General features: G+C 73.3%; 18 protein-coding genes. 5 read left to right on the forward strand and 13 right to left on the reverse strand.

Translation table 11 applies throughout. The features are described 5' to 3' along the window. Positions 1-107: 107 nt before the first annotated feature. A complete protein-coding gene (gene map / locus TR50_RS03525) occupies positions 108-878 on the reverse strand; it encodes a type I methionyl aminopeptidase (RefSeq protein WP_042413795.1) in 771 nt (256 codons plus the stop codon). Between the two features lie 103 nt (positions 879-981). Here map and TR50_RS03530 point away from each other — a divergent pair, with 103 nt between their 5' ends. Next, positions 982-1245, forward strand: a complete 264-nt coding sequence (locus TR50_RS03530) for a helix-turn-helix domain-containing protein (RefSeq protein WP_042413799.1) — start codon at positions 982-984, stop codon at positions 1243-1245. Positions 1246-1307: 62 nt separating this feature from the next. After that, positions 1308-2111: an NAD(P)-dependent oxidoreductase gene (locus TR50_RS03535; RefSeq protein ID WP_042413803.1), complete on the forward strand. Its 804-nt coding sequence runs from the start codon at positions 1308-1310 to the stop codon at positions 2109-2111. A gap of 21 nt (positions 2112-2132) precedes the next feature. Here the strand turns inward: TR50_RS03535 and TR50_RS46460 are convergent, their stop codons facing one another. The 3 genes from TR50_RS46460 to pruA form a co-directional block, all read right to left on the reverse strand. Beyond that, entirely contained in the window at positions 2133-3086 is a 954-nt protein-coding gene (locus TR50_RS46460; protein WP_052440658.1) for a hypothetical protein, read from the reverse strand. Between the two features lie 211 nt (positions 3087-3297). Further along, on the reverse strand, positions 3298-4227 hold the full coding sequence (locus tag TR50_RS03545) for a proline dehydrogenase family protein (protein ID WP_042413806.1): 930 nt from the start codon (positions 4225-4227) through the stop codon (positions 3298-3300). Positions 4228-4394: 167 nt separating this feature from the next. Then, complete coding sequence (gene pruA, locus TR50_RS03550; protein ID WP_042414523.1) at positions 4395-6023, reverse strand: L-glutamate gamma-semialdehyde dehydrogenase; 1629 nt, start codon at positions 6021-6023, stop codon at positions 4395-4397. 196 nt (positions 6024-6219) lie between these two features. Between pruA and TR50_RS03555 the strand changes: the two genes are divergently transcribed. Then, on the forward strand, positions 6220-7941 hold the full coding sequence (locus tag TR50_RS03555) for a PucR family transcriptional regulator (RefSeq protein ID WP_236654245.1): 1722 nt from the start codon (positions 6220-6222) through the stop codon (positions 7939-7941). Positions 7942-8366: 425 nt separating this feature from the next. On the opposite strand, the gene TR50_RS03560 is transcribed toward TR50_RS03555, so the two are convergent. Then, on the reverse strand, positions 8367-9512 hold the full coding sequence (locus TR50_RS03560; RefSeq protein ID WP_042413809.1) for a hypothetical protein: 1146 nt from the start codon (positions 9510-9512) through the stop codon (positions 8367-8369). A 188-nt stretch (positions 9513-9700) separates the two neighbouring features. Further along, complete coding sequence (locus TR50_RS03565) at positions 9701-10330, reverse strand: TetR/AcrR family transcriptional regulator C-terminal domain-containing protein (RefSeq protein ID WP_042413812.1); 630 nt, start codon at positions 10328-10330, stop codon at positions 9701-9703. A 95-nt stretch (positions 10331-10425) separates the two neighbouring features. Here TR50_RS03565 and TR50_RS03570 point away from each other — a divergent pair, with 95 nt between their 5' ends. Next, positions 10426-11928 (forward strand): APC family permease, encoded by a 1503-nt coding sequence (locus tag TR50_RS03570; RefSeq protein ID WP_042413816.1) that lies wholly within the window; start codon positions 10426-10428, stop codon positions 11926-11928. Positions 11929-11950: 22 nt separating this feature from the next. Here TR50_RS03570 and TR50_RS03575 read toward each other — a convergent pair whose 3' ends face one another. From TR50_RS03575 to TR50_RS03585, 3 genes are all read right to left on the reverse strand, one after another. After that, positions 11951-12625: a double zinc ribbon domain-containing protein gene (locus TR50_RS03575; RefSeq protein ID WP_042413819.1), complete on the reverse strand. Its 675-nt coding sequence runs from the start codon at positions 12623-12625 to the stop codon at positions 11951-11953. Positions 12626-12730: 105 nt separating this feature from the next. After that, entirely contained in the window at positions 12731-13873 is a 1143-nt protein-coding gene (locus TR50_RS03580) for an acyltransferase family protein (RefSeq protein WP_042413834.1), read from the reverse strand. A 94-nt stretch (positions 13874-13967) separates the two neighbouring features. Further along, a complete protein-coding gene (locus tag TR50_RS03585; protein WP_152648233.1) occupies positions 13968-15671 on the reverse strand; it encodes a hypothetical protein in 1704 nt (567 codons plus the stop codon). Positions 15672-15911: 240 nt separating this feature from the next. Here TR50_RS03585 and TR50_RS03590 point away from each other — a divergent pair, with 240 nt between their 5' ends. After that, positions 15912-17201 (forward strand): MFS transporter, encoded by a 1290-nt coding sequence (locus tag TR50_RS03590; protein ID WP_052440663.1) that lies wholly within the window; start codon positions 15912-15914, stop codon positions 17199-17201. 136 nt (positions 17202-17337) lie between these two features. Here the strand turns inward: TR50_RS03590 and TR50_RS47860 are convergent, their stop codons facing one another. The 4 genes from TR50_RS47860 to sufU form a co-directional block, all read right to left on the reverse strand. Further along, positions 17338-17793 (reverse strand): DUF6343 family protein, encoded by a 456-nt coding sequence (locus TR50_RS47860; protein WP_052440665.1) that lies wholly within the window; start codon positions 17791-17793, stop codon positions 17338-17340. A gap of 66 nt (positions 17794-17859) precedes the next feature. Further along, entirely contained in the window at positions 17860-18951 is a 1092-nt protein-coding gene (locus tag TR50_RS03600; protein WP_042413837.1) for a hypothetical protein, read from the reverse strand. Positions 18952-19036: 85 nt separating this feature from the next. Then, positions 19037-19324: a metal-sulfur cluster assembly factor gene (locus TR50_RS03605; RefSeq protein WP_042363931.1), complete on the reverse strand. Its 288-nt coding sequence runs from the start codon at positions 19322-19324 to the stop codon at positions 19037-19039. A 92-nt stretch (positions 19325-19416) separates the two neighbouring features. Next, on the reverse strand, positions 19417-19872 hold the full coding sequence (sufU, locus tag TR50_RS03610) for a Fe-S cluster assembly sulfur transfer protein SufU (RefSeq protein WP_042413840.1): 456 nt from the start codon (positions 19870-19872) through the stop codon (positions 19417-19419). Between the last annotated feature and the right edge of the window lie 11 nt (positions 19873-19883).

A 19883-nucleotide genomic window follows, 5' to 3' on the forward strand; every position in this document is an offset into this window, starting at 1 on the left:
GAGGATCCCGTCCGGCCCCCCGGAGCCAGGACATTCCCGGCCGCCCCCACTGGTTCCCCACCCCCGCCGGTTCCCCGCGCCCGGTGTTCCCACGACCGCGCTTCCTGCTACCGCGTCGTCCCGGTCAGGACCCGGGGCCCGTCCTCCGTGATCGCGACGGTGTGCTCGGAGTGCGCGCCGCGCGAGCCGTCCGCGAAGCGGAGGGTCCAGCCGTCCTCGTCGACGCGGAGCTCGTCCGTGTCGGCCGACCACCACGGTTCGAGGGCGAGCGTCATGCCGGGCTGGAGCTTCAGACCGCGCCCGGGACGGCCCGCGTTGGGGACGTGCGGGTCCTCGTGCATGGTCCGGCCGAGCCCGTGGCCGCCGAACTGCAGGTTGACGGGGTAGCCGTGCGCCGCGGCCACCGCGCCGATCGCCGCCGACACGTCCCCGATGCGCGCGCCGGGAACCGCGGCCGCGATGCCGGCGTCGAGTGCCGCCCGCGTCGACTCGACGAGCCGCACGTCCTCGGGGCGGGCCGTGCCGACGAGGACGGTCACCGCCGAGTCCGCGACCCAGCCGTCGACGGAGACGGCGAAGTCCAGGCTCAGCACGTCGCCGTCGCGCAGCACCTGGTCGCGCGGACGGCCGTGGAGCACGGCGTCGTTGACCGACAGGCAGATGACGTTGCGGAACGGCCCCCGGCCGAAGGAGGGCGCGTAGTCCCAGTAGCAGGAGACCGCACCTCGCTCCTCGACGCGACGGCGTGCGCGACGCTCCAGGTCGAGCAGGTTCACGCCGGGGCGGGCCAGGGCGGACAGCTCCGCCAGCGTGTCGGCGACGAATCGGCCGGTGACCGCCATCTTGTCGATCGCCTCGGCGGACTTCAGCTCGATCATCGAGCCCCCTCTTCGTGCTCGCAGCTGGGTTCGGTATTTAAATACCTCGCTAGCCTCGAGCGTAGCACAGGCCCGGTACTTTAATACCGACTAGACTGGGGACATGGTCCGCATCCCCCTCACCCCCGAGCAGGTCGAAGCAGGCCGCCGACTCGGCGCGCTGCTGCGCGAGGCCCGCGCGGGCCGCGATCCGGAGCTGATCGCCCGGACCGCGGGCATCTCACCGGAGACCCTGCGCAAGATCGAGGCGGGCCGCATGCCGAGCCCCGGCTTCGGCACGGTCGTCGGCCTCTGCGAGGCGCTCCAGCTCCCGATCCAGACCGCCGCCCAGATCTGGCTCGGCACGACGGCCCAACTGGCCGGCTGACACCCCCTCACCCCCCGGCCGCGCCGGACGCACGGCTCGCGGGGCCGAGGCTACGATCTGGTATGCCCGAAATGATCGGCTTCATCGGCGTCGGCAGCCAGGGCGGCCCCATGGCGCATCGCATCGTGGATGCCGGCCTGCCGTTGACGCTCTGGGCGCGGCACCCCGAAGCACTCGGCCCCTACGTCGCCAAGGGCGCAGGCATCGCCGCCGACATCACCGAGCTCGGCGCACTCTCCGAACACGTCGGCATCTGCGTGGTCGACGACTCGGACGTCGTGCAGGTGGCCGACGCACTGATCCCGGCGATGAGATCCGGCAGTCGCATCGCGGTCCATTCGACGGTGCTGCCCGCAACCGTCATCGACCTGGAACGCCGCTGCGCCGAGAAGGGGATCATGCTGATCGACGCGCCGGTCAGCGGTGGCCCTTCCGCAGCGGAGGCGGGCGAGCTCACCCTCATGTGCGGCGGGCGACAGGAAGCCCTCGACGCGGCACTGCCGGTGTTCCGCACCTTCGGTCGATCGATCCTGCTGCTCGGGCCTGTCGGCTCGGGGCAATGCGCCAAGATCATTACCAACGCCATGCTCTCGGCCCACATGGGCGTCGCCATGGCAGCGCTCGAGGCAGGCGCCGCGCTGGATCTCGACCGCGCACAGCTGATCGACGTGGTCGGGGTGAGCGTCGGCCGCAGTCTCGGCTTCGAGATCTTCTCGACCCTCCCGTCGCCGCAGGCCTTCGCCCATGATGCGTCCAACCTGCTGAAGGACATGGGGCTGCTGAGGGCCGCCCTGCCCGGCAACACCGGCGCCCGGGAGCTCGACACCGCCTCCGCACGGTTCCTCACCGCAGCCCTGCATGGATGACCCCGTGAGCCCGCCGGGCGGTCAGACCACCTGACGCCCGGTCACGTACCCCTGCAGCGGCACCGTCGGACGCAACCGCACCACGTCGACCGAGCCGTCCGTGGGCAGCGGGAGCACCAGCTTGCCTGCCGCGACGGCCACGGAATGCGCCACCGGCGGACCCCAGGTGCCGCCCGTCCGCATCGACACCGCGACGCTGCCGTCCGCTCCCTGCGGGGTGACGCACAGCCACATCGGCCCGTTCCGCGATCCGCCGCCCGGCGCCGCCTCCGTCCCCGCCGGCTCGACCGGCACGTCGGTGTCGGCACCGGCCGGAATCGGCGGCAGGTACGCCAGCACCGTCTCCTCCGCATACCCGGGCGCGGCCTGCGGCGCGGGGACCGGCGCCGGTGCCGGCGTCGGCGTCGGCGTCGGCGTCGGCGCGGGAAGCGGACTCCACCGCCAGGCCGCCACGGCCCGCCCACCCCGCGGGTCCGCGGGGTCCGCGGTCGGCGGGCACACCCCGTCGGGGAAACGCGGCGCGAGATAGCCGGTCACATACGGATCCCGCCGCGCGTGCTGGTGCGACCACACCCCGTTCCCCTGGCCATTGTCCGTGGCCCCGGCCTGCACGGAGTTGCCGCCCTTGGTGTAGACGTCGTCGGCGTCGAACCCCGTCACGATCTCGGTGTGCACGTCCCCGCCGAAGACCGTCAGCGCCCCGACCGACGGATACTCCGACCACTGCCCGCGGGCCTGCGCCCACGACGCCAACTCCGCGACGGCGGCCGTCTTCGGCACGATCGCATCCAGCCCCACGTCATGGAACATGCACCACTCGAAGATCGCGCACCACGGCACGCCGTTCCACCCGTACTCGGCGCCGAACTGCGTGATGTTGTCCCACCCCGTCCCGGGCACCCAGTGCTCGTAGACCCGCTCGGGGATCGACTCGACATGGTCGACCAGGCGTCTCCAGTCGGGCGGATTCGTCATGGTGATCTCCCGTCAACGCCGTTCGTACCCGGAGGACGTCATCGTCGCGCAACCCCGGCCCCGGCGTGGTGATGACGGCCTTCGACTCACTCGGAAGCGTGAGGCCCGCAGGCGCTGATGGGAAGCGCTCTGCAAACTGCCCGACCGGTCACACGCGACTGCGGCGGAGTCGAATCCGACTCCGCCGCAGGTCGCAACAGCACACTGACGGTCAGCTCTTGGTCGCCAGCGCGCGCAGGAAGAAGGTGAGGTTGGCCGGGCGCTCCGCGAGGCGGCGCATGAAGTAGCCGTACCACTCGTTGCCGTAGGGCAGGTAGACACGCATGGTGTTGCCCTCGGCGATGAGGCGCTCCTGCTCCTCCGGGCGGATGCCGTAGAGCATCTGGTACTCGAAGGAGTCCGCCGCGCGGCCGGCGGCTGCGGCCAGCTCGCCCGCGATGCGGATGAGGCGCGGGTCGTGGGAGGCGATCATCGGGTAGCCCTCGCCCGCCATCAGGATCTTGAGGCAGCGGACGTACGCGAGGTCGACCTCGGACTTCTTCTGGTGGGCGACCGTCGCCGGCTCCTGGTAGGCGCCCTTGCACAGGCGGACGCGGCTGCCGGGGCCGCTGAACTCGCGGCAGTCGGCCTCGGTGCGGTGCAGGTAGGCCTGGAGGACGACGCCCAGCCAGGGGAAGTCCGCGCGCAGTTCGCGGGCGATGCCCAGGGTGGAGTCGGTGGTGGTGTGGTCCTCCATGTCGAGGGTCACCGTGGTGCCGACCGCCTCGGCCGCCTCGCAGATGCGGCGGGCGTTGTCGAGGGCGACCTTCTCGCCGTCCTTGGGCAGGAACTGACCGACCGCCGACAGCTTGACGGAGACCTCGGCACGGTCGGCGAGGCCGCTCTCGGCCAGCGCCGCGAGCAGCTTCTCGTAGGCCTCGGCGGTGGCGGCGGCCTGGGTCGCGTCGGAGGTGTCCTCGCCGAGGTGGTCGAGGGTGATCCGGCGGCCGGTGGCGACCAGGTCACGGGTCACGGAGACGCCGTCGACCAGGGTCTCGCCCGCGACGAAGCGGTTGACGATGGCGCGGGTGGGGGGCAGCTGCTCGATGAGCTTGCGGGAGCGCGGGGAGCGGGAGGCCGCGAGCAGGGTGGAACGGAGCATGTCAAGAACTCCATGGCGCGGGGGAGAAAGTAGCAGGTGGGGGCCTGGATGCCGCGCCCCCTCCACGGGGGGAGTTGAGGGGGCGCGGCGGCTCAGGGGTCGCCGTCAGGCGACGAGGGGCGGGTGACGCGACGCGGGTGACCCGGCGGGGGTGACCCGGCGGGGCGTCAGCCCATGTGGGGGTAGCGGTGGTCCGTCGGCGGGACGAAGGTCTCCTTGATGGAGCGCGCCGAGGTCCAGCGCAGCAGGTTCTGCGCGGCGCCGGCCTTGTCGTTGGTGCCGGAGGCGCGCCCGCCGCCGAAGGGCTGCTGGCCGACGACGGCGCCGGTGGGCTTGTCGTTGACGTAGAAGTTGCCCGCCGCGAAGCGCAGCACCGAGGCGGCCTCGGCGACCGCCGCGCGGTCGGTGGCGAAGACGGCGCCGGTCAGGCCGTAGGCGGAGACCGACTCCATCTGCGCGAGCGTCGCCGCCCACGCGTCGTCCTCGTAGACGTGGACGGCGAGGATCGGGCCGAAGTACTCGTCGCGGAAGTACTCCGCCTCCGGGTCGGCGCAGACCAGGACGGTCGGACGGACGAAGTAGCCCACCGAGTCGTCGGCGGTGCCGCCGGCCAGGACCTCGACCTGCGGGTCGGCGGCGGCGCGCTCCAGCGCGGCGGCGTTCTTGGCGAACGAGCGGGCGTCGATGACCGCGCCCATGAAGTTGGACAGGTCCGCGACGTCGCCCATGGTCAGGGACTCGGTGGTGGCCTTGACGTCGTCCTTGATCTGCGCCCAGAGCGAGGCCGGGACGTAGGCGCGGGACAGCGCCGAGCACTTCTGGCCCTGGAACTCGAACGCGCCGCGGACCAGCGCGGTGGCGAGCGCGGCCGGGTCGGCGGACGGGTGGGCGATCAGGAAGTCCTTGCCGCCGGTCTCGCCGACCAGGCGCGGGTAGGTCCGGTACGAGGCGATGTTCTCGCCGACCGACTTCCACAGGTGCTGGAAGGTCGCGGTCGAGCCGGTGAAGTGGATGCCGGCCAGGTCGCGGTGGGGCAGCACGACCTCGGAGACGGCCAGGCCGTCGCCGGTCACCATGTTGATGACGCCCTTGGGCAGGCCTGCCTCCTCCAGCAGCTGCATCAGCAGGTGCGCGGCGAACTGCTGCGTCGGGGACGGCTTCCAGACCACCGTGTTGCCCATCAGGGCCGGGGCGGTCGGCAGGTTGCCGGCGATGGCGGTGAAGTTGAACGGCGTGATCGCGTAGACGAAACCCTCGAGCGGGCGGTGGTCGGTGCGGTTCCACACGCCGGGCGAGGAGATCGGCTGCTCGGCCAGGATCTGGCGGGCGAAGTGGACGTTGAAGCGCCAGAAGTCGACGAGCTCGCACGGGGTGTCGATCTCGGCCTGCTGCGCGGTCTTGGACTGACCGAGCATGGTCGCGGCGGCCAGCGTCTCGCGCCAGGGGCCGGACAGCAGGTCGGCGGCGCGCAGGAAGACGGCGGCGCGGTCGTCGAAGGAGAGGGCGCGCCAGGCCGGGCCGGCCGCGAGGGCCGCCTCGACGGCGTCGCGGGCGTCGTCCTTGGTCGCGTTGCGCATGGTGCCGAGGACGGCGGCGTGACGGTGCGGCTGGACCACGTCGATCGGCTCGCCGCCACCGAGGCGCTTGACGCCCCCGATGGTCATGGTGAGCTCGACCGGCGCCTGACCGCCCAGACGCTTCAGCTCCGCCTCCAGGCGGGCACGCTCGGCGGAGCCCGGAGCGTAACTGTGCACCGGCTCGTTGACCGGCGTCGGAATCTGGGTCACAGCGTCCAACACGCGCGTGCTCCTCATCGGGTCGGGAGGTGTCGAGTTGTCCTCAGGATCGGACCCCCGGATGTCCTCCGCATGCAGTCGTGGTGCATGCGGTGGACGTCCGCGGACGGATCTGGACGACGCGGTTCCCGCGTCGATGCTCACGCTAAGCCCGACACCCACGGCTGCTCTTTGTCCGGTCGCATAGCATCCAGACATGGAGCATGTCGGATCGGACAACCACACGGGCGGCGCTGCCGGCGATGGCGCAGACGGCCCCGCTGACGCCGGGGACGACCTCCCCCTCCCGGGACCGGCCGCCGCGGGGATCACCCTGCGGCAGTTGCTGATGTCGCTGGGCGAGCCGGTGGTCGAGCTCCAGTGCGCGCCGGCCGGGCTCGACGTGGAGGCCGTCGACGTCGGGCTGCTGGACCCGGAGGATCCTCCGGCGGCCCGGCCGGGCGAGCTGGTGCTGGCCATCGGCGTGCGCGGACGCGCGGCGATCCCGGCGCTGCGGGCCGCGGCGGCAGCCGGGGCCGCGGCCGTCGCGGTGCGGATCGACTCCCCCGCCCAGCGCGACACGCTGCGCGACTTCGCCGAACGGGCGGGCATCGCCCTGCTGTCGGTGCGCCGCGAGGTCCGCTGGGAGCACCTCGACGCGCTGGCGCGCGCCGCGCTCGGCAGCGGCCGTCCGCTGCCCGCCGAGGGCGGCGCGGAGGAGGGCGACCTGTTCGCCCTCGCCCAGACCACGGCCGTGCTGACCGGCGGCATCGTCAGCATCGAGGACACCGCCAACCGGATCCTCGCCTACTCCCGCTCGGCGGACTCCGACGAGATCGACGACCTGCGCCGGCTCACCATCCTGGGCTGGCAGGGGCCCGAGCCGTACCTGTCGAAGCTGCGCGAGTGGGGCGTCTTCCAGCAGCTGCGGGCGGGCGACTCCGTCGTCTCCATCGACGAGCACCCCGAGTACGGCCTGCGCCGCCGCCTCGTCGTCGCCATCCGCTCCGGGGAACGGCAGCTGGGGACGATCTGGGTGCAGGAGGGCGCGACGCCCCTCGCCGAACGCGCCGACCAGGCGCTGCTCGGCGCGGCGCGGGTCGCGGCGCTGCAGCTGATGCGGCGGCGGCGCTCGGTCAGCTCCGAACTGCGGCTCACCCAGAGCCTGCTCTCCGGCGTGCTGGAGGGCACCACCGGCGCGCAGTCGCTCGCGGGACACCTCGGCCTGGACGCCAAGCGCGCCGCGGCCGTGCTGGGCTTCGCCCTGCCGGGCTCCGGGCCCGGTTCGGACGAACTGCACCGCGAGGAGACGCTGAGCCTGATGGCCGTCCACGCGGCCGCGCGCCACCACAGCGCGTTGACGGCCGCGGTCGACGAGCGCGTCTACGTGCTGCTGCCGGAGCTCCCGCGCGGTCTGGCCCCGACGACGCTGCTCGGCTGGGCGAACGAGCTGGCCGAGGCGGCGACCCGCCACCTCTCCACGGCCGGCTCACCGCCCGTCCTGGTCCGCGGCGCGGTCGGCGAGGTCACCCCCGCGCTCTCCGGCGCCGCGGCGTCGCGCCGCGAGGCGGACCGGATCCTCGACGCGATGGTCTCCGGGCGGGTCGACGCGCAGGTCGCCGACCTCACGCAGGTCCGCGCGCAGGTGCTGCTCGCGGAGACCCTCGGCCTGCTGGCCGACGCCCCGACCGTCCGCGACCCGCGCCTGACGGCGCTGCTCGCCCACGACGCCGAGCACGGCGGCCACCTCGCCGCCTCCGTCCTCGCCTGGCTCGACGCCATCGGCGACGTCCGCGCGGCGGCCGCGGCGCTCCACATCCACCCCAACACCCTCCGCTACCGCGTCCGCCGCGCCGAACAGCTCACCTCCCTCGACCTCTCCCGCCCGGAGGAACGCCTGCTCGCCATGCTCCAGCTGCGCCTGCCGCCGGACGCGTGAGCGGACGGATGCCCACCGGCAAGCCCAGTCCGCCGCCGTCCCGCTCTGCGTCGAGCGGTGCGAGCGCCTCGTCGGGACGGCCGGGCGCGACGCCGCGGCGTCGGTAGCCGGCTCACTGCGCCGAGGGCCTCGAGCCCAGTCCGGCCGCCCAGGCCGACACGCAGGCCTACATCAACGACGAACTCTCGGACGGCGAACTCTCGGACGAGGAACTGGTCGCCTGCGGCGTGGCCCGCTTCGCGCCGGGCGCCTGACGGGGCTATCCGCGCGCGGGCCTGAGCAGGCGGCTCCCGGACGGCGCGGTCACGAACGAAGCGGCCCCGGCGCGGGAGCGCAGATCCCGCTGCCGCGGCACGAACGGCGAGGTGGTCGAGGCGCCGCATCATGCCCCCTGTGGACGCGGCCGACGTAGCGTCAGCAGCCTTTCACCGCTGGGAGAACCACACCCGCCACAGGTCGAGCCAGCTCGCGCGGGCCTGGAGGGTCAGCTCGCGGCGAAGCCGGAGCTCCTCCGGGGTGGCCTGCGGGGACTCCGGGAAGGGCGGCTCGTCGAGGCGGTGCCACTGACGCAGCCACGCCCGCTGGGCCGGGGCACTGGCGACCTCGCTGGCCAGCGCGGTGAAGCGGATGCTCTCCTCGACGGCCGCCTCCGCCGCCTCCGGCGAACCGCCCGTGGCCGGAGCGGCGAACCAGTCGGCGGCCTGGGCGAGCGCGACCATCTGGTTGACCAGGGCGCTCACCGACTCCTCCGCCTCGTTGCGCTCCTCCCCGGCCAGACGCATCTGCTGCTGCACCGCCTTGTCCCACAGGGCGCGGCGTTCCGCGCCCGTCGGCTCGGGACGCGGAACGGGGTACCCGTGGGTGCGGACGTCCGCCTCGAGGCGGAGCGCCTCGGCGACGGAGTAGTCGACCAGGCGGCGGTGGTCCGCCAGCCCGAGCGGCTCCTCGGCCGCCGGACCACCCGTCTCGTCCTGCCGCTTCCGCTGCGCCGCACGTCGCAGCGCCATCTCGTTGAGCAGGAGTTGACGCCCCTGCGTGTACGGCGCGAGGTCGGTGACCGCCTCCAGCTCGACGTCCGCGGGGGCGACGCCCCGGGCGGTGACCACCAGCACGACCCGGCCTCCCGGCGGGCGCAGCCGCGCCACCCAGAGCCGCCCCTCGCGCCGCAGCTCGGCCGGGAGCGCGGCGCCGTCCACGACCAGCTCCGCCGGAGCCTCGGCGGCTCCGCCGGGCTCCGTGTCCCAGGTCCGCAGCCGCTCGCGCTCGGCGGCGACCAGGTGCTCCAGCGCCGCCCAGACGTCGGGCACGCCCGGGTCGACCGCACGGATCGTGGCGACCTGGACCACCGGCCCCGCGGCGGCGAACCAGTCGCCCCGGCAGAGCTGCACCTTCACCAACTCGCCGTTGGTCAGCTGGTACTCGGTCAGGGCCGCGGGCGACAGCGGCGGCGCGGCGGGAGCGTAGAGCGGGAACGCGGCGTCGGCCAGCAGTTCCTCGTCCCGCCCGGCGGCCTGACGCCACAGGTCGTCCGGACCGTCGACCGGGCCGGACCCGCCGCTGCGATACCTCACCGTGCCTCCCCTTCGTCCGCGCGGTCCACCCTAGGGACCTTCAGGCCCCGTGCGCACCATGCTCTTCGATACCCCTCCCCCGATCGGCTGACGCACGCCGGCGTCTCCGCACGTCGGCCGCCGCCGCGTCAGCGCGACTCGCGCCGCCGGTGCCGCGGGTGCCGCGGGTGCCGAGCGGCGGCGGGCGGTCATGCCGTGCGCCCTCCGACGCCGTCCAGCAGGAGCCGCAGGCCCAGTTCGAACCCCCGGTCGTCCAGGCCCGCAGCGCCGCCGCCCCGGGTGAAGGACGCGTCCAGGGCGTCCGCCAGGGCGGGGTACTCCGGTCGGTAGACGTCCGGCGCGCGGGTGAAGCCGGCGGTGAACGTCTCCAGTGCGGAACCCAGCACCAGGTAGTCCAGCGCCGCCGCGACCTCCGCCGCGTCGGCCGCGTCCAGCCCGGCGCGCCCGAGCAGGGCGAGCAGGGCGTCGTAGCCGCGCAGGGCGCGGGCGGCCTCGACGCGGCGGCGGGCGAGCAGGGCGATGGTGTTGGGGTGCCGCAGGAAGACCGCACGGTAGCCGCGCGCGTACGCGGCGAGACCGGCGCGCCAGTCGGGGTCGGCCAGCGGGGTGTGGTCGATCTCCTCGTTGACCAGCTCCGAGACCGCGTCGACCAGCGCGTCCTTGCTCTCGACGTGGTTGTAGAGCGACGCGGCCTTCACCCCGAGCCGCTCGGCGAGCGCGCGCATGGTGAGGCCGTCCGGGCCCGCTTCGTCCACCACCGCGAGCGCGGCCAGCGCGATCCGCTCGCGGGTCAGCAACGCCCTGCTCGGTCGGCCCACGCCGAAACCCCCTCTTCCGCTCTCCGCTTTCGGCGGCTATCGTCCCACCTCAACACCAGTGACTAACTAAGTTAGTTTTTCAGGAGGCGCCGCGCATGGCCGACCACGAGCACGACCCCACCGATGCCGACCGGCTGGCCGCCCTCGGCTACCGCCAGGAGCTGAGACGCAGCCTGAGCGTGCTCGGCAACATCTCCATGGGCTTCGCCGTGGTCTCGCCCGTCGTCGGGCTCTACGCCGCCGCGCAGGTCGGGATGAGCATCGCGGGCGGGGCGTGGATCTGGGCGCTGCCGCTGTGCCTGCTCGGGCAGTGCCTGGTGGTGGCCGTGTACTCGGAGCTCGCCTCGCAGTGGCCGCTGGCGGGAGGGGCCTACCAGTGGAGCCGGCGGCTGGCGAGCCCGGCCGTCGCCTGGCTGAGCGGCTGGATGTGGCAGTTCGCGGTGATGTTCGGCAACACCACCGTCGCCTACCTCGCCTCGCCCTGGCTCTTCTCGCTCTTCGGGGCCGTCCCGACGCCCACCGAGCAGGTGCTGGCCTCGGTCGGCTTCATGCTCTTCTGCACCTTCGTCAACGCCTACGGCATCGACTTCCTGCGCTGGTTCGTCAGCCTCGGCATCGCCGCCGAGGCGGTCGCGTCCGTCGTGGTCGGGTTCACCCTGCTGCTGGTCTTCCGGCAGCACGGCTTCTCGCTGCTGACCGACTTCCTGCACGCCCCGGCCGGGCTCGGCGTCAGCGACACCGGCGCGCTGCTCGCCGCCGTGGCCGTCGCGGGCTGGGCGTTCATCGGCTTCGACGCCTGCGTCTCGACGGCCGAGGAGACCAAGGACGCGGCCCGGCAGGTGCCGAAGGCGATGTGGTGGTCGCTGCTCAGCGTCGGACTGGTGGTGATCCTCAACGCGATCTCGGTCGAGCTGGCCCATCCGGACCCGGCCGACGTCGTCTCCGGCAAGGACCTCGACCCGGTGACCACGGCCGTCACCCACGCGTTCGGCGGCTGGGCCGACAAGCCTTTCGTCGTGGTCGTCCTGGTCAGCTTCACCGCCTGTCTGATGGCCTCCCAGGGCGGGGCCGCGCGCGGGCTCTACTCCCTCGCCCGCGACGACGTCTTCCCGTTCTCGCGCCACGTCCGCAAGGTCAACAGGCACAAGGCGCCGATCGGCGGCCTGGTCGCCGCGACGCTGATCAGTTGCGCCGCGCTGCCGCTGGGCCTGAGCACCTCGGCCATGGGCAGCCTGATCACCTTCGGCAGCGCGGCCACCTTCGTGCCGTTCTTCCTGCTCAGCCTCGTCGCGCTGGTCGCGCGGCTGCGCGGGGTGTGGAAGCCGGCCGGCGCGGTCGGCTACGGACGCCTCGGCACCCCGCTCAACCTGCTCGCGGTGCTGTGGACGGGATTCGAGGTGGTCAACATCTGCTGGCCGCGCAGCATCCTCGCTCCGGCGGGAGCGCCCTGGTACCAGATCTGGGCCGCCGTCCTCGGCGTCGGCACGGTCGCCCTCGCGGGCGGCGCCTACCTGCTGGCACGCCGCCCCGACCGCCGCATGCGCGACGGGGACCAGGACCGCCCCCTGGGCGACGAGTTGGCCCCCGCCGTGCTGTAGTCCACCGGAAGGGCCGGCCCCGTCAGCGTCGTGTGCCGCAGTGGGGGCAGAACGCGGCGCCCTGAGGCACGTCGCCGTGGCAGGACGCGCAGGCGTCCTGCCCGCCGAGCCGGTGGCCGCAGGCGGGACAGAAGTTGGCGCCGTGGGTCTCGGTGTGGCACTGCGGGCAGACCAGTTGGAACGGGCGGTCCAGGTCGTACTGTGCGCCCTGGCTGCCGCCCAGGTCGTACGCGCGTGAGGTGGCCGCGTCGTTCAGCCCGCGCTGCTGGGCCGCCGCGACCTCGGCGGCGGTGTCGGGCGCACAGCCGTGGCACAGGCCCTGGGCCGTGCTGAAGCACCGCTCGCAGACGTAACTCGTGCACCGGGCGCAGCGGTTGAAGTGCCCCTGGGCGTCCGCGATGGCCCGCCGGAAGGCGGCGTCCTTCGCCGGACCCCAGTTGGCGCCGACCAGCCCGTCCAGCGCCGCGGACGCCTCGCTGCCGGCCCGGCCGAGCGCGCCCCAGGCGCTGCCCACGGCCTTGTCCAGCCAGCCGGAGACCCGGCCGCTGGCGTACGGCTGGAACGCGGAACGCCAGGTGTCATGGCAGCGTGAGCAGCCGAACTCGAACTGGAAGCCCGCACCGGTGCCGTACTGCTGGCACAGGTCGTGGTAGTTGTTGCTGAAGTAGATCTCGCCCGGCGAGTTCTGGCCGTTCATCCCTGTTCGCCCCCTCCACTGAACCGGCGCACACTGTGGCACACGCGCTCGGACGGGGGCCAGTTCCGTTCGCGCGGAAACCACCTGACCAGGCGGCTGCGGACGTCAACGGGCGGGCGCTGGCGGGCGCGAGGGCGCAAGCCACAGCCGCAGCCGTCGGCTGAGCGGACGCTCGACCAGTCGGTGCACCAGCCAGGCGGCCACCAGCATCACCGCGACGAGCGCCGGCAGCAGCACCGCGGCCGGGACCCGGCCGTGCAGCCGCTCGATGACCGTCCAGCCGATCTCCTCGTGCAGCAGGTAGAGCGGGTAGGTCAGCGCACCGGCGGTGACCAGCCAGCGGCGGTTGAGGAAGCCCAACCGGCCCAGGGCGACCGCCAGCAGCACGCCGTAGCAGGCGGTCATGACCGTGACGCCCACCGGCCAGGTCAGGGTCATGTGCGCGGACCAGCTGCCCTCCTCGCGCAGCAGCCCGACGAGCTGATGCTGTGCCAGCAGCCAGGACATCGCCAGCATCAGCCACAGCAGCGGGCTCGGCCGGAAGCGGTACATCAGGAAGACGACGATCCCGCCGACGAAGTACGGCGCGTAGTCCGGCTGGCAGAGCGTCACCAGCAGCGGGACGCCGGAGGCCGGCGCCAGCACCGAGGCCAGCAGCCAGATCGCGCAGAAGGCGAGCACCCGCTGGTAGGTCAGCCCCATCAGCACCACGACGGAGAAGAGCAGATAGAACCGCGCCTCCGCCCAGAGCGACCAGTAGACCGGATCCACGTGCGGGACGCCCAACGGCTCGTGAAGCATCGTCAGGTTCGTCAGGATCCGGTCCCCCGTCATGGTGCGGTCGCCGGTCGCCCACAGCACGGCGGCCGTCAGCAGGACGCAGCACCAGAACGCCGGATAGAGCCGCACCACGCGGGAGACCGCGAAGTCCCGCACGGAACGGCCCCAGCAGGACATGCAGATGACGAAACCGCTGAGCAGGAAGAAGAACTCGACCCCGAGCCAGCCGTAGGAGGCGATCGGGTGCAGCGTCGGAAAGACCGACGCCACGTCCTGCCCCCAGGCGCCGTTCGACCCGGCGTGGTCGTAACCGGCGTAGTGGAACACCACCACCATCAGCGCGGCGACCAGACGCAGCCCGTCGAGCGCGTAGAGCCGCGGCCGTCTCGCCCCGAGCACGATCCGCGGGGTCGAGGGGGCGACGACGGGCGTCGCGGGCGGCTCTTCGACGACGGCAGACCGGGGCAAAGCGCTCTCTTCCTACTCGACCCCGGCATATTACTACGCGGTAACGAACCTCTTCACAGCGGGCTCCCAGCGGCCGGCCACGCGTCGAACGCGACTACCTGCCCTGGGACTTGGCCTTGTACGCCGCCTTGCGCGCCATCTTCGCCACCGACTTGTCCGGATGCAGCTCCCCCACCGCCTCGAGAACGGCGCGGGTGTAGGTGTGGTCGACGCGCCACAGGTCCTCGAAGAAGCGGTCCGGGCCGTCCGGGCCAGGCAGCATCTCGACGAGCTCGCGCATCGCCTCCGCCTGGCCACCGGTGTCGATCAGCTGCGCGGCCAGCGCGTCCACCGTGGTCCACAGGACGGTGGCCCGCTCGGGCTGGGGCAGGTCCGTCGCGCCCAGCTCGGTGAGCCACGCACCGGCGATGCCGACCAGCTCCGGGTCGCCCAGCACCTCCCGCACCGCGGGCACCGCGGGCTCGCCGAGGCGGCGCAGCGCCACCTGGCAGTACAGCCGGCGGACCGGCGCGACGAGGTCGTCACCGCGCGCCGCCGCCAGCAGCTCGGCGGCGGCCGCCTGCGGCTCCTTGCCCTCGAGCCACTCGACGATCTCCTCCTCCGGCAGCACGTTCGCCGACTCGCAGATGCCGCGCAGCAACTCCGCGGCGTCGCCCTGGGCGTGCGCGCCCACCAGCGGGGCGTCGATGCCGTCCTCCAGCAGCCACTCGCGGACGCCGAAGAGACCGAGGTCGGTCAGCCGGACGTGGCCGAACCGGTCGACCTCCTCCGGGTCCAGCTCCTCCAGCTCCACACCCTCGGCCGCGCCGTCCTCCTCGCTCTCCTCGAAGAGGCTGGGGTCGATCGGGCGGTAGTCGAGCATGCCGAGGTCGGCCAGCTCCTGGAGCATCGGGTCGAGCAGCACCATCGTCTCGGTGATCTCGCCGAGCAGCTCCTCAGTCGGGTCCTCGCCCTCAGGGACGACGAGCAGCGCGGCCAGCACACCGAGCGGCAGCGTCTGCTCGACCGGGGTGGGAGCCAGCGCCCGCGTCTCGTAGAGCACCTGGAGGGCGTCGTCGAGGAGACCCTGAGCCTCCTCGCGGGCCTCCTCCAGGCGCGCGTACTCCTCCTCCGACTCGTCCTCGGCCTCCAGCTCGTCGGCCGCGGACGCCGCGTCGGCCTCGTCCGCCTCGCCCGTCTCCTCGACGGAGGCCCCCGCCTCCTCGTCGTCCTCGTCCTCGTCCTCGCGCTGCGCGGCCTCGATGTCCTCGATGGCGGCCTCGACCGCCGTCTGCGCGATCACCGACGCGGCGGTCAACCAGGCGTCGAGGACGGCGTCCGGCTCGCCCGCCTCCAGCCGCGCCAGCTCCGGACCGGCGAGCGCGCGCTCGGGGGCGTCCTCGGCCGAGTCCGCGCCGGACTCCAGCACGATCAGCTCCAGGTCGACGGCGAGCGCCCAGGCCCGCTCGACCTCGGCGACGTCGTCCGGCTCCACGCCCATCGCGGCGGCCGCCTCGGCCGCCTGCTCCTCGGACAGCTCGCCCCACTCGTCCACCGGCTTGCCGTCGCCGACCCAGCGCGCCAGCTTCAGGGTGTGCCCGACCAGCGGCGCCGCCAGCGCGGACGCGGCCAGCTGCTCGGAGGGGGCCAACCGCACCGGCGGCACGAGGACGAGATCCTCCTCGTCCGTCGCGTCCGGGTCCGTCTCGTCGGCGTACTCCGCCACCGCACCGGCGCCGTACAGGGTCTCCAGATCGAGGTCGGCGGGCAGGGGCACACCCTCGCCGACGGGGCCGTCCTTACGACTGCGCGTTGCCATCTTCCCGACCGTCCTTCGCACCTGGTGACGCACAAACACCGCTCCTGACGCCGAGGGTAGTCCCTGGCGCGGCCGGGCGTCGTTTCCCTTGACGTGTGACCAGCACGTATCCTCCGCTGGGCTGAAGCGCACACCCACGCGCTGACGACCCGCACGCCCCCGCACGCCCGCTCCAACCGGACGGTGACCGGCACACCCCGCCGCAGCCGCCCGGAGCCCCGACGCCAGGAGAACCCTGCCATGGCGGACCTGACCCCGGTCGGCACGCGTCTGACCGAGGCCCTGCTCCCTCTCGAACTCGCCCCGCGCGAACGCCTGCGCCTCCGCTCGCTGAGCCGCTGGAACGCACTGCGCGGCGTCCGTGTCGGTCTGACCGTCGCCGTCCTGCTGCTCCTGCTCATCGGCGCGAACCTGGCGACGCCCCTCTACCCCGCGCTCCAGGCCCGCCTCGGCCTGACCCCGGTGGACACGACCGTCCTGTTCACGGTCTACGTCTTCGCGCTCGTCCCCGTCCTCGCCGCCGTCGGCCACTGGTCCGACCAGCTGGGCCGACGGGCCCTGGTGCTGCCCGCCGTCGTGCTGGCCTCCGCCGGCGACCTGGTCTTCGCCTCCGCCTCGAGCCTCGGCGAGCTGGCGCTCGGCCGGGCCGTCCAGGGCATCGCCGTCGGCCTCGCCACCGGCGCGGCGGGCGCGGCCCTCGCCGACCTGCTGCCCGACCGCCCCTCCGTCGCCGCGAAGCTGACGCTGGCCGCGTCCGCCGGCGGCGTCGCCCTCGGCCCGCTGCTGGGCGCGGCGCTGGCGGGCGGCAAGGACCCGGTCGTCACCCCGTTCCTGCTGCACGCGATCGCCCTGTTGGCGCTGTGCGTGCCGCTGGCCCTGCTGCACCCGCGCTCCCCGGGCCACGACACGGTCGCGGCGCCCGCCGTCTCCCGCACCAGCCTGCGCCCGCGCGCGCTGAGCCTGCCGCGGCAGAGCCGCGGCGTCTTCCTGTTGGCGGCGGCGACGGGCTTCGTCTCCTACGCGGTCTTCGGCGTGTACCTCAGCCTGGCCCCGAGCTACGCGGCATCACTCCTGCACACCCGCGCGCCACTCGCGGGCGCGGGCGTGGCGGCCCTGCTGCTCGGCAGCTCGGCCGCGGCGCAGCTGCTCGCCCGTCCCACCCGCGCACGCGCCGTCCCGGCGCTGGGCATGACGGGCCTGGCCCTCGGCCTCGGCCTGGTCGTCCTCGCGGGCTTCGCGCACGTCCCGGCCCTGCTGTTCGCGGGCAGCGTGCTCGCGGGCGCGTCGCAGGGTCTCGCCTTCCGCGCGTTGTTCACGCGGGCGTCGGCGGCGTTGGAACCGGACCTGCGCGCCTCCCAGCTGAGCACCCTGTGGGTGGTCGTCTACCTGGGCAGCTCCCTGCCGATCATCGGGGTGGGCTTCCTGGCCCGCGCCTACGGGATCCTGCCCGCGTTCGCCACGTTCGCCGCGGTGGCGGCCACCGCCTGCCTCACCCTCGGCGCGGCGACGCTGCGCGCGCAGCGCGCTTGAGGGGCGCGGGGAACTGCGCGAGCAACCAACGCTATGCGGACGGCCCTGCGCGTGCGGGTTCTACCTCGCGTGGGATGGGGCGCCTCCCGGCCGAAGGCTGGGGGAGGCGCCGCACGGCGGAAGAGCAGCGCGCCCCTCACGACCGGTCCGACCGGTCCTCCCGGCGTCGCACGACGTCGCCGCGGACGACCCAGGGCCGGTCGTGACGCCAGGCGAGGCCCGCGCGGCGTTCCGCCGCCATGCGGGCGTGGATGACCAGCAGGTCCACCGCCGCGATCAGCGCCAGCACGGCGCAGACCGCGGCAAAGCCGATCCAGGTGTTCCGCGCCGCGACATCGCCCGGCTTGGCGACCGCCGCCATCCAGGAGAACAGCACCGCGCCCGCCGCGTAGACGGGGCCGAAGATGCCGGCCAGCATCCGCCGCGCGGGAAGATCGCTGAGCGCCGTGCTCGGCTCGCTGCCCGTGCGGGCGAGCCAGCGGCGGTGGGTCCGGACGTGGGTCCCACGCGCAGGCGTGGGCTGCACCCCAGCGGGGGTGAGCGCGGGGCGACCGGGACCGCCGTGGTGGACTCGGCCGAGAGCGAAGTGCATGGCCGCCTCCTCCTCCGAGCCCCTACCCGCCGGACCGGGGCTCGAACACCCTCAGGAGCGGAGCCCTCAGTACCGCTCGACCGGGCGGCGGTCCTGCGGGCGGCGCGGCGGGATCGGCGTGGCCGGGAAGTCGCGCGGGCCGCTCCAGAGCGCGGGGACCGCGTCGGTCCACCGGGCGAGCTCGTAGACGATGCCCTCGTAGTTGATCCGCCAGCCGCGGAAGTGCTGCCAGGCCTCGTCGACGGTGCGCTCCTTGGCGAAGCCCGTCGCGACGATCATCGCGACGGCCGCGTCGAACTCGGTGAAGGTGAGCCGGATCGGCGCGGACGGCTCCGGGTCCGGGTCGAACGGGACCCGCATCGTCCGGGCGATGTCGCGCAGCGAGCTGAAGCCCGCGCGCAGGACGAGCCGGGCCTCGGGTGGCGCGGACTTGGGCGCGATGGAGAGCTGGATCGCCGCCGCGTCCATCACCGCCAGCAGTGCGACGACCCAGCTGCGGGCGGGCCTCGGCGAGCGGAAGGAGAGCAGCAGCGGGTAGTTGGAGTGGCTTTCGCCGATGTCGGCGGCGAGCCGCTCCCAGTCGCGGTAGAGGCTGGGCAGGGCCGTCTGGGTGTCGACGAGCCACTGCCGCGCCAGCAGCTCGGGGCCCCAGGCGGGCTCGCCGGCCCGGGACTCCAGCAGCGTCACCTCCGTCTCGCGGCGGTTGTAGGCGCTGTACAGGGTCGGCAGGTAGGCGATCTGGAGCGCGATGACCAGCGGACCGCTGGCCGAGGCGAGGAAGTCCAGCCCGGAGAGCTTGAGCCGGGCCCCGCTGGCGAAGCCGAGGGTGAACAGGCTCGACCCCGCCTCCTGGAAGGCCGTGCCGAGGCTCAGCCCGGACGCGCCGTACAGCAGCAGCGAGTAGGCGACGAGCATCCCGCCGAGCCAGGCGGTCAGCATGCCGAGCAGGACCAGCGGCGCGAGCCACGCCTGCGCGCGGTCCATGGCCCGGAAGGTGCCGAGCGGGGCGGCGGTCCAGCGCAGGACGGTGCGCAGCGACTTCGTGAGGCGGAAGACCAGGGCCGAGTACAGGCCCCGGGGCACCACCAGCGTCCGCAGCACGCTGCTGATCACGGTGGCGAGCAGCACGACGCCGAGGACGACGGAGAGAGACCTCATGAGTCACATTGTGTTGCAAACGCCACGGGCGTGGGACTCCGCAGAGCCCCACGCCCGTTTCGGTACGACAAACCGCTGACGAACCTCAGACGTTGAAGCCGAGGGCCCGCAGCTGGTCGCGGCCGTCGTCGGTGATCTTGTCCGGGCCCCACGGCGGCATCCAGACCCAGTTGATCCGCAGGTCCTTGACCAGGCCGTCCGTCGCCGTCCGCGCCTGGTCCTCGATGACGTCGGTCAGCGGGCACGCCGCGGACGTGAGCGTCATGTCGACGGTGGCGACGTCGCCCTCGTCGATGTGGACACCGTAGATCAGGCCCAGGTTGACGACGTCGATGCCCAGCTCCGGGTCGACGACGTCCATCAGGGCCTCCATCAGGTCGTCGACCGCGACGGAGCCCTTGCTGACGCTCTCGAAGGACTCGGCCGCCGTCTCCTCCGGAGCGGCAGACGTGTCGGTGGTCTCGCTCATGCGCTCTCCTTGACGGGCGCTCCGGCCAGGGCCTGAGCCGTGGCGTCCTTCCAAGCCATCCAGCTCAGCAGGGCGCACTTGACGCGCGCCGGGTACTTGGAGACGCCGGCGAACGCGATCGCGTCCTCCAGCACCTCCTCGTCGCCCTCCATCTGGCCCTTGGACTGCATCAGCTCCAGGAACGCCTCCTGGATCTGCTGGGCCTCGCCCAGCTCCTTGCCGACCAGCAGGTCGTTCAGCACCGAGGCGCTGGCCTGGCTGATCGAGCACCCCTGGCCCTCGTAGGAGACGTCCGCGAGGACGTTCCCGTCGAGCTTGACCCGCAGCGTGATCTCGTCGCCGCAGGTCGGGTTGACGTGGTGCACCTCGGCGTCGCCGTCGCGCAGGCCACGGCCGTGCGGGTGCTTGTAGTGGTCCAGGATGATGTCCTGGTACATCGAGTCGAGCTTCATCGACCGCCGCT

Origin of the sequence: Streptacidiphilus anmyonensis (assembly GCF_000787855.1) — a bacterium.
GTDB lineage: Bacteria > Actinomycetota > Actinomycetes > Streptomycetales > Streptomycetaceae > Streptacidiphilus > Streptacidiphilus anmyonensis.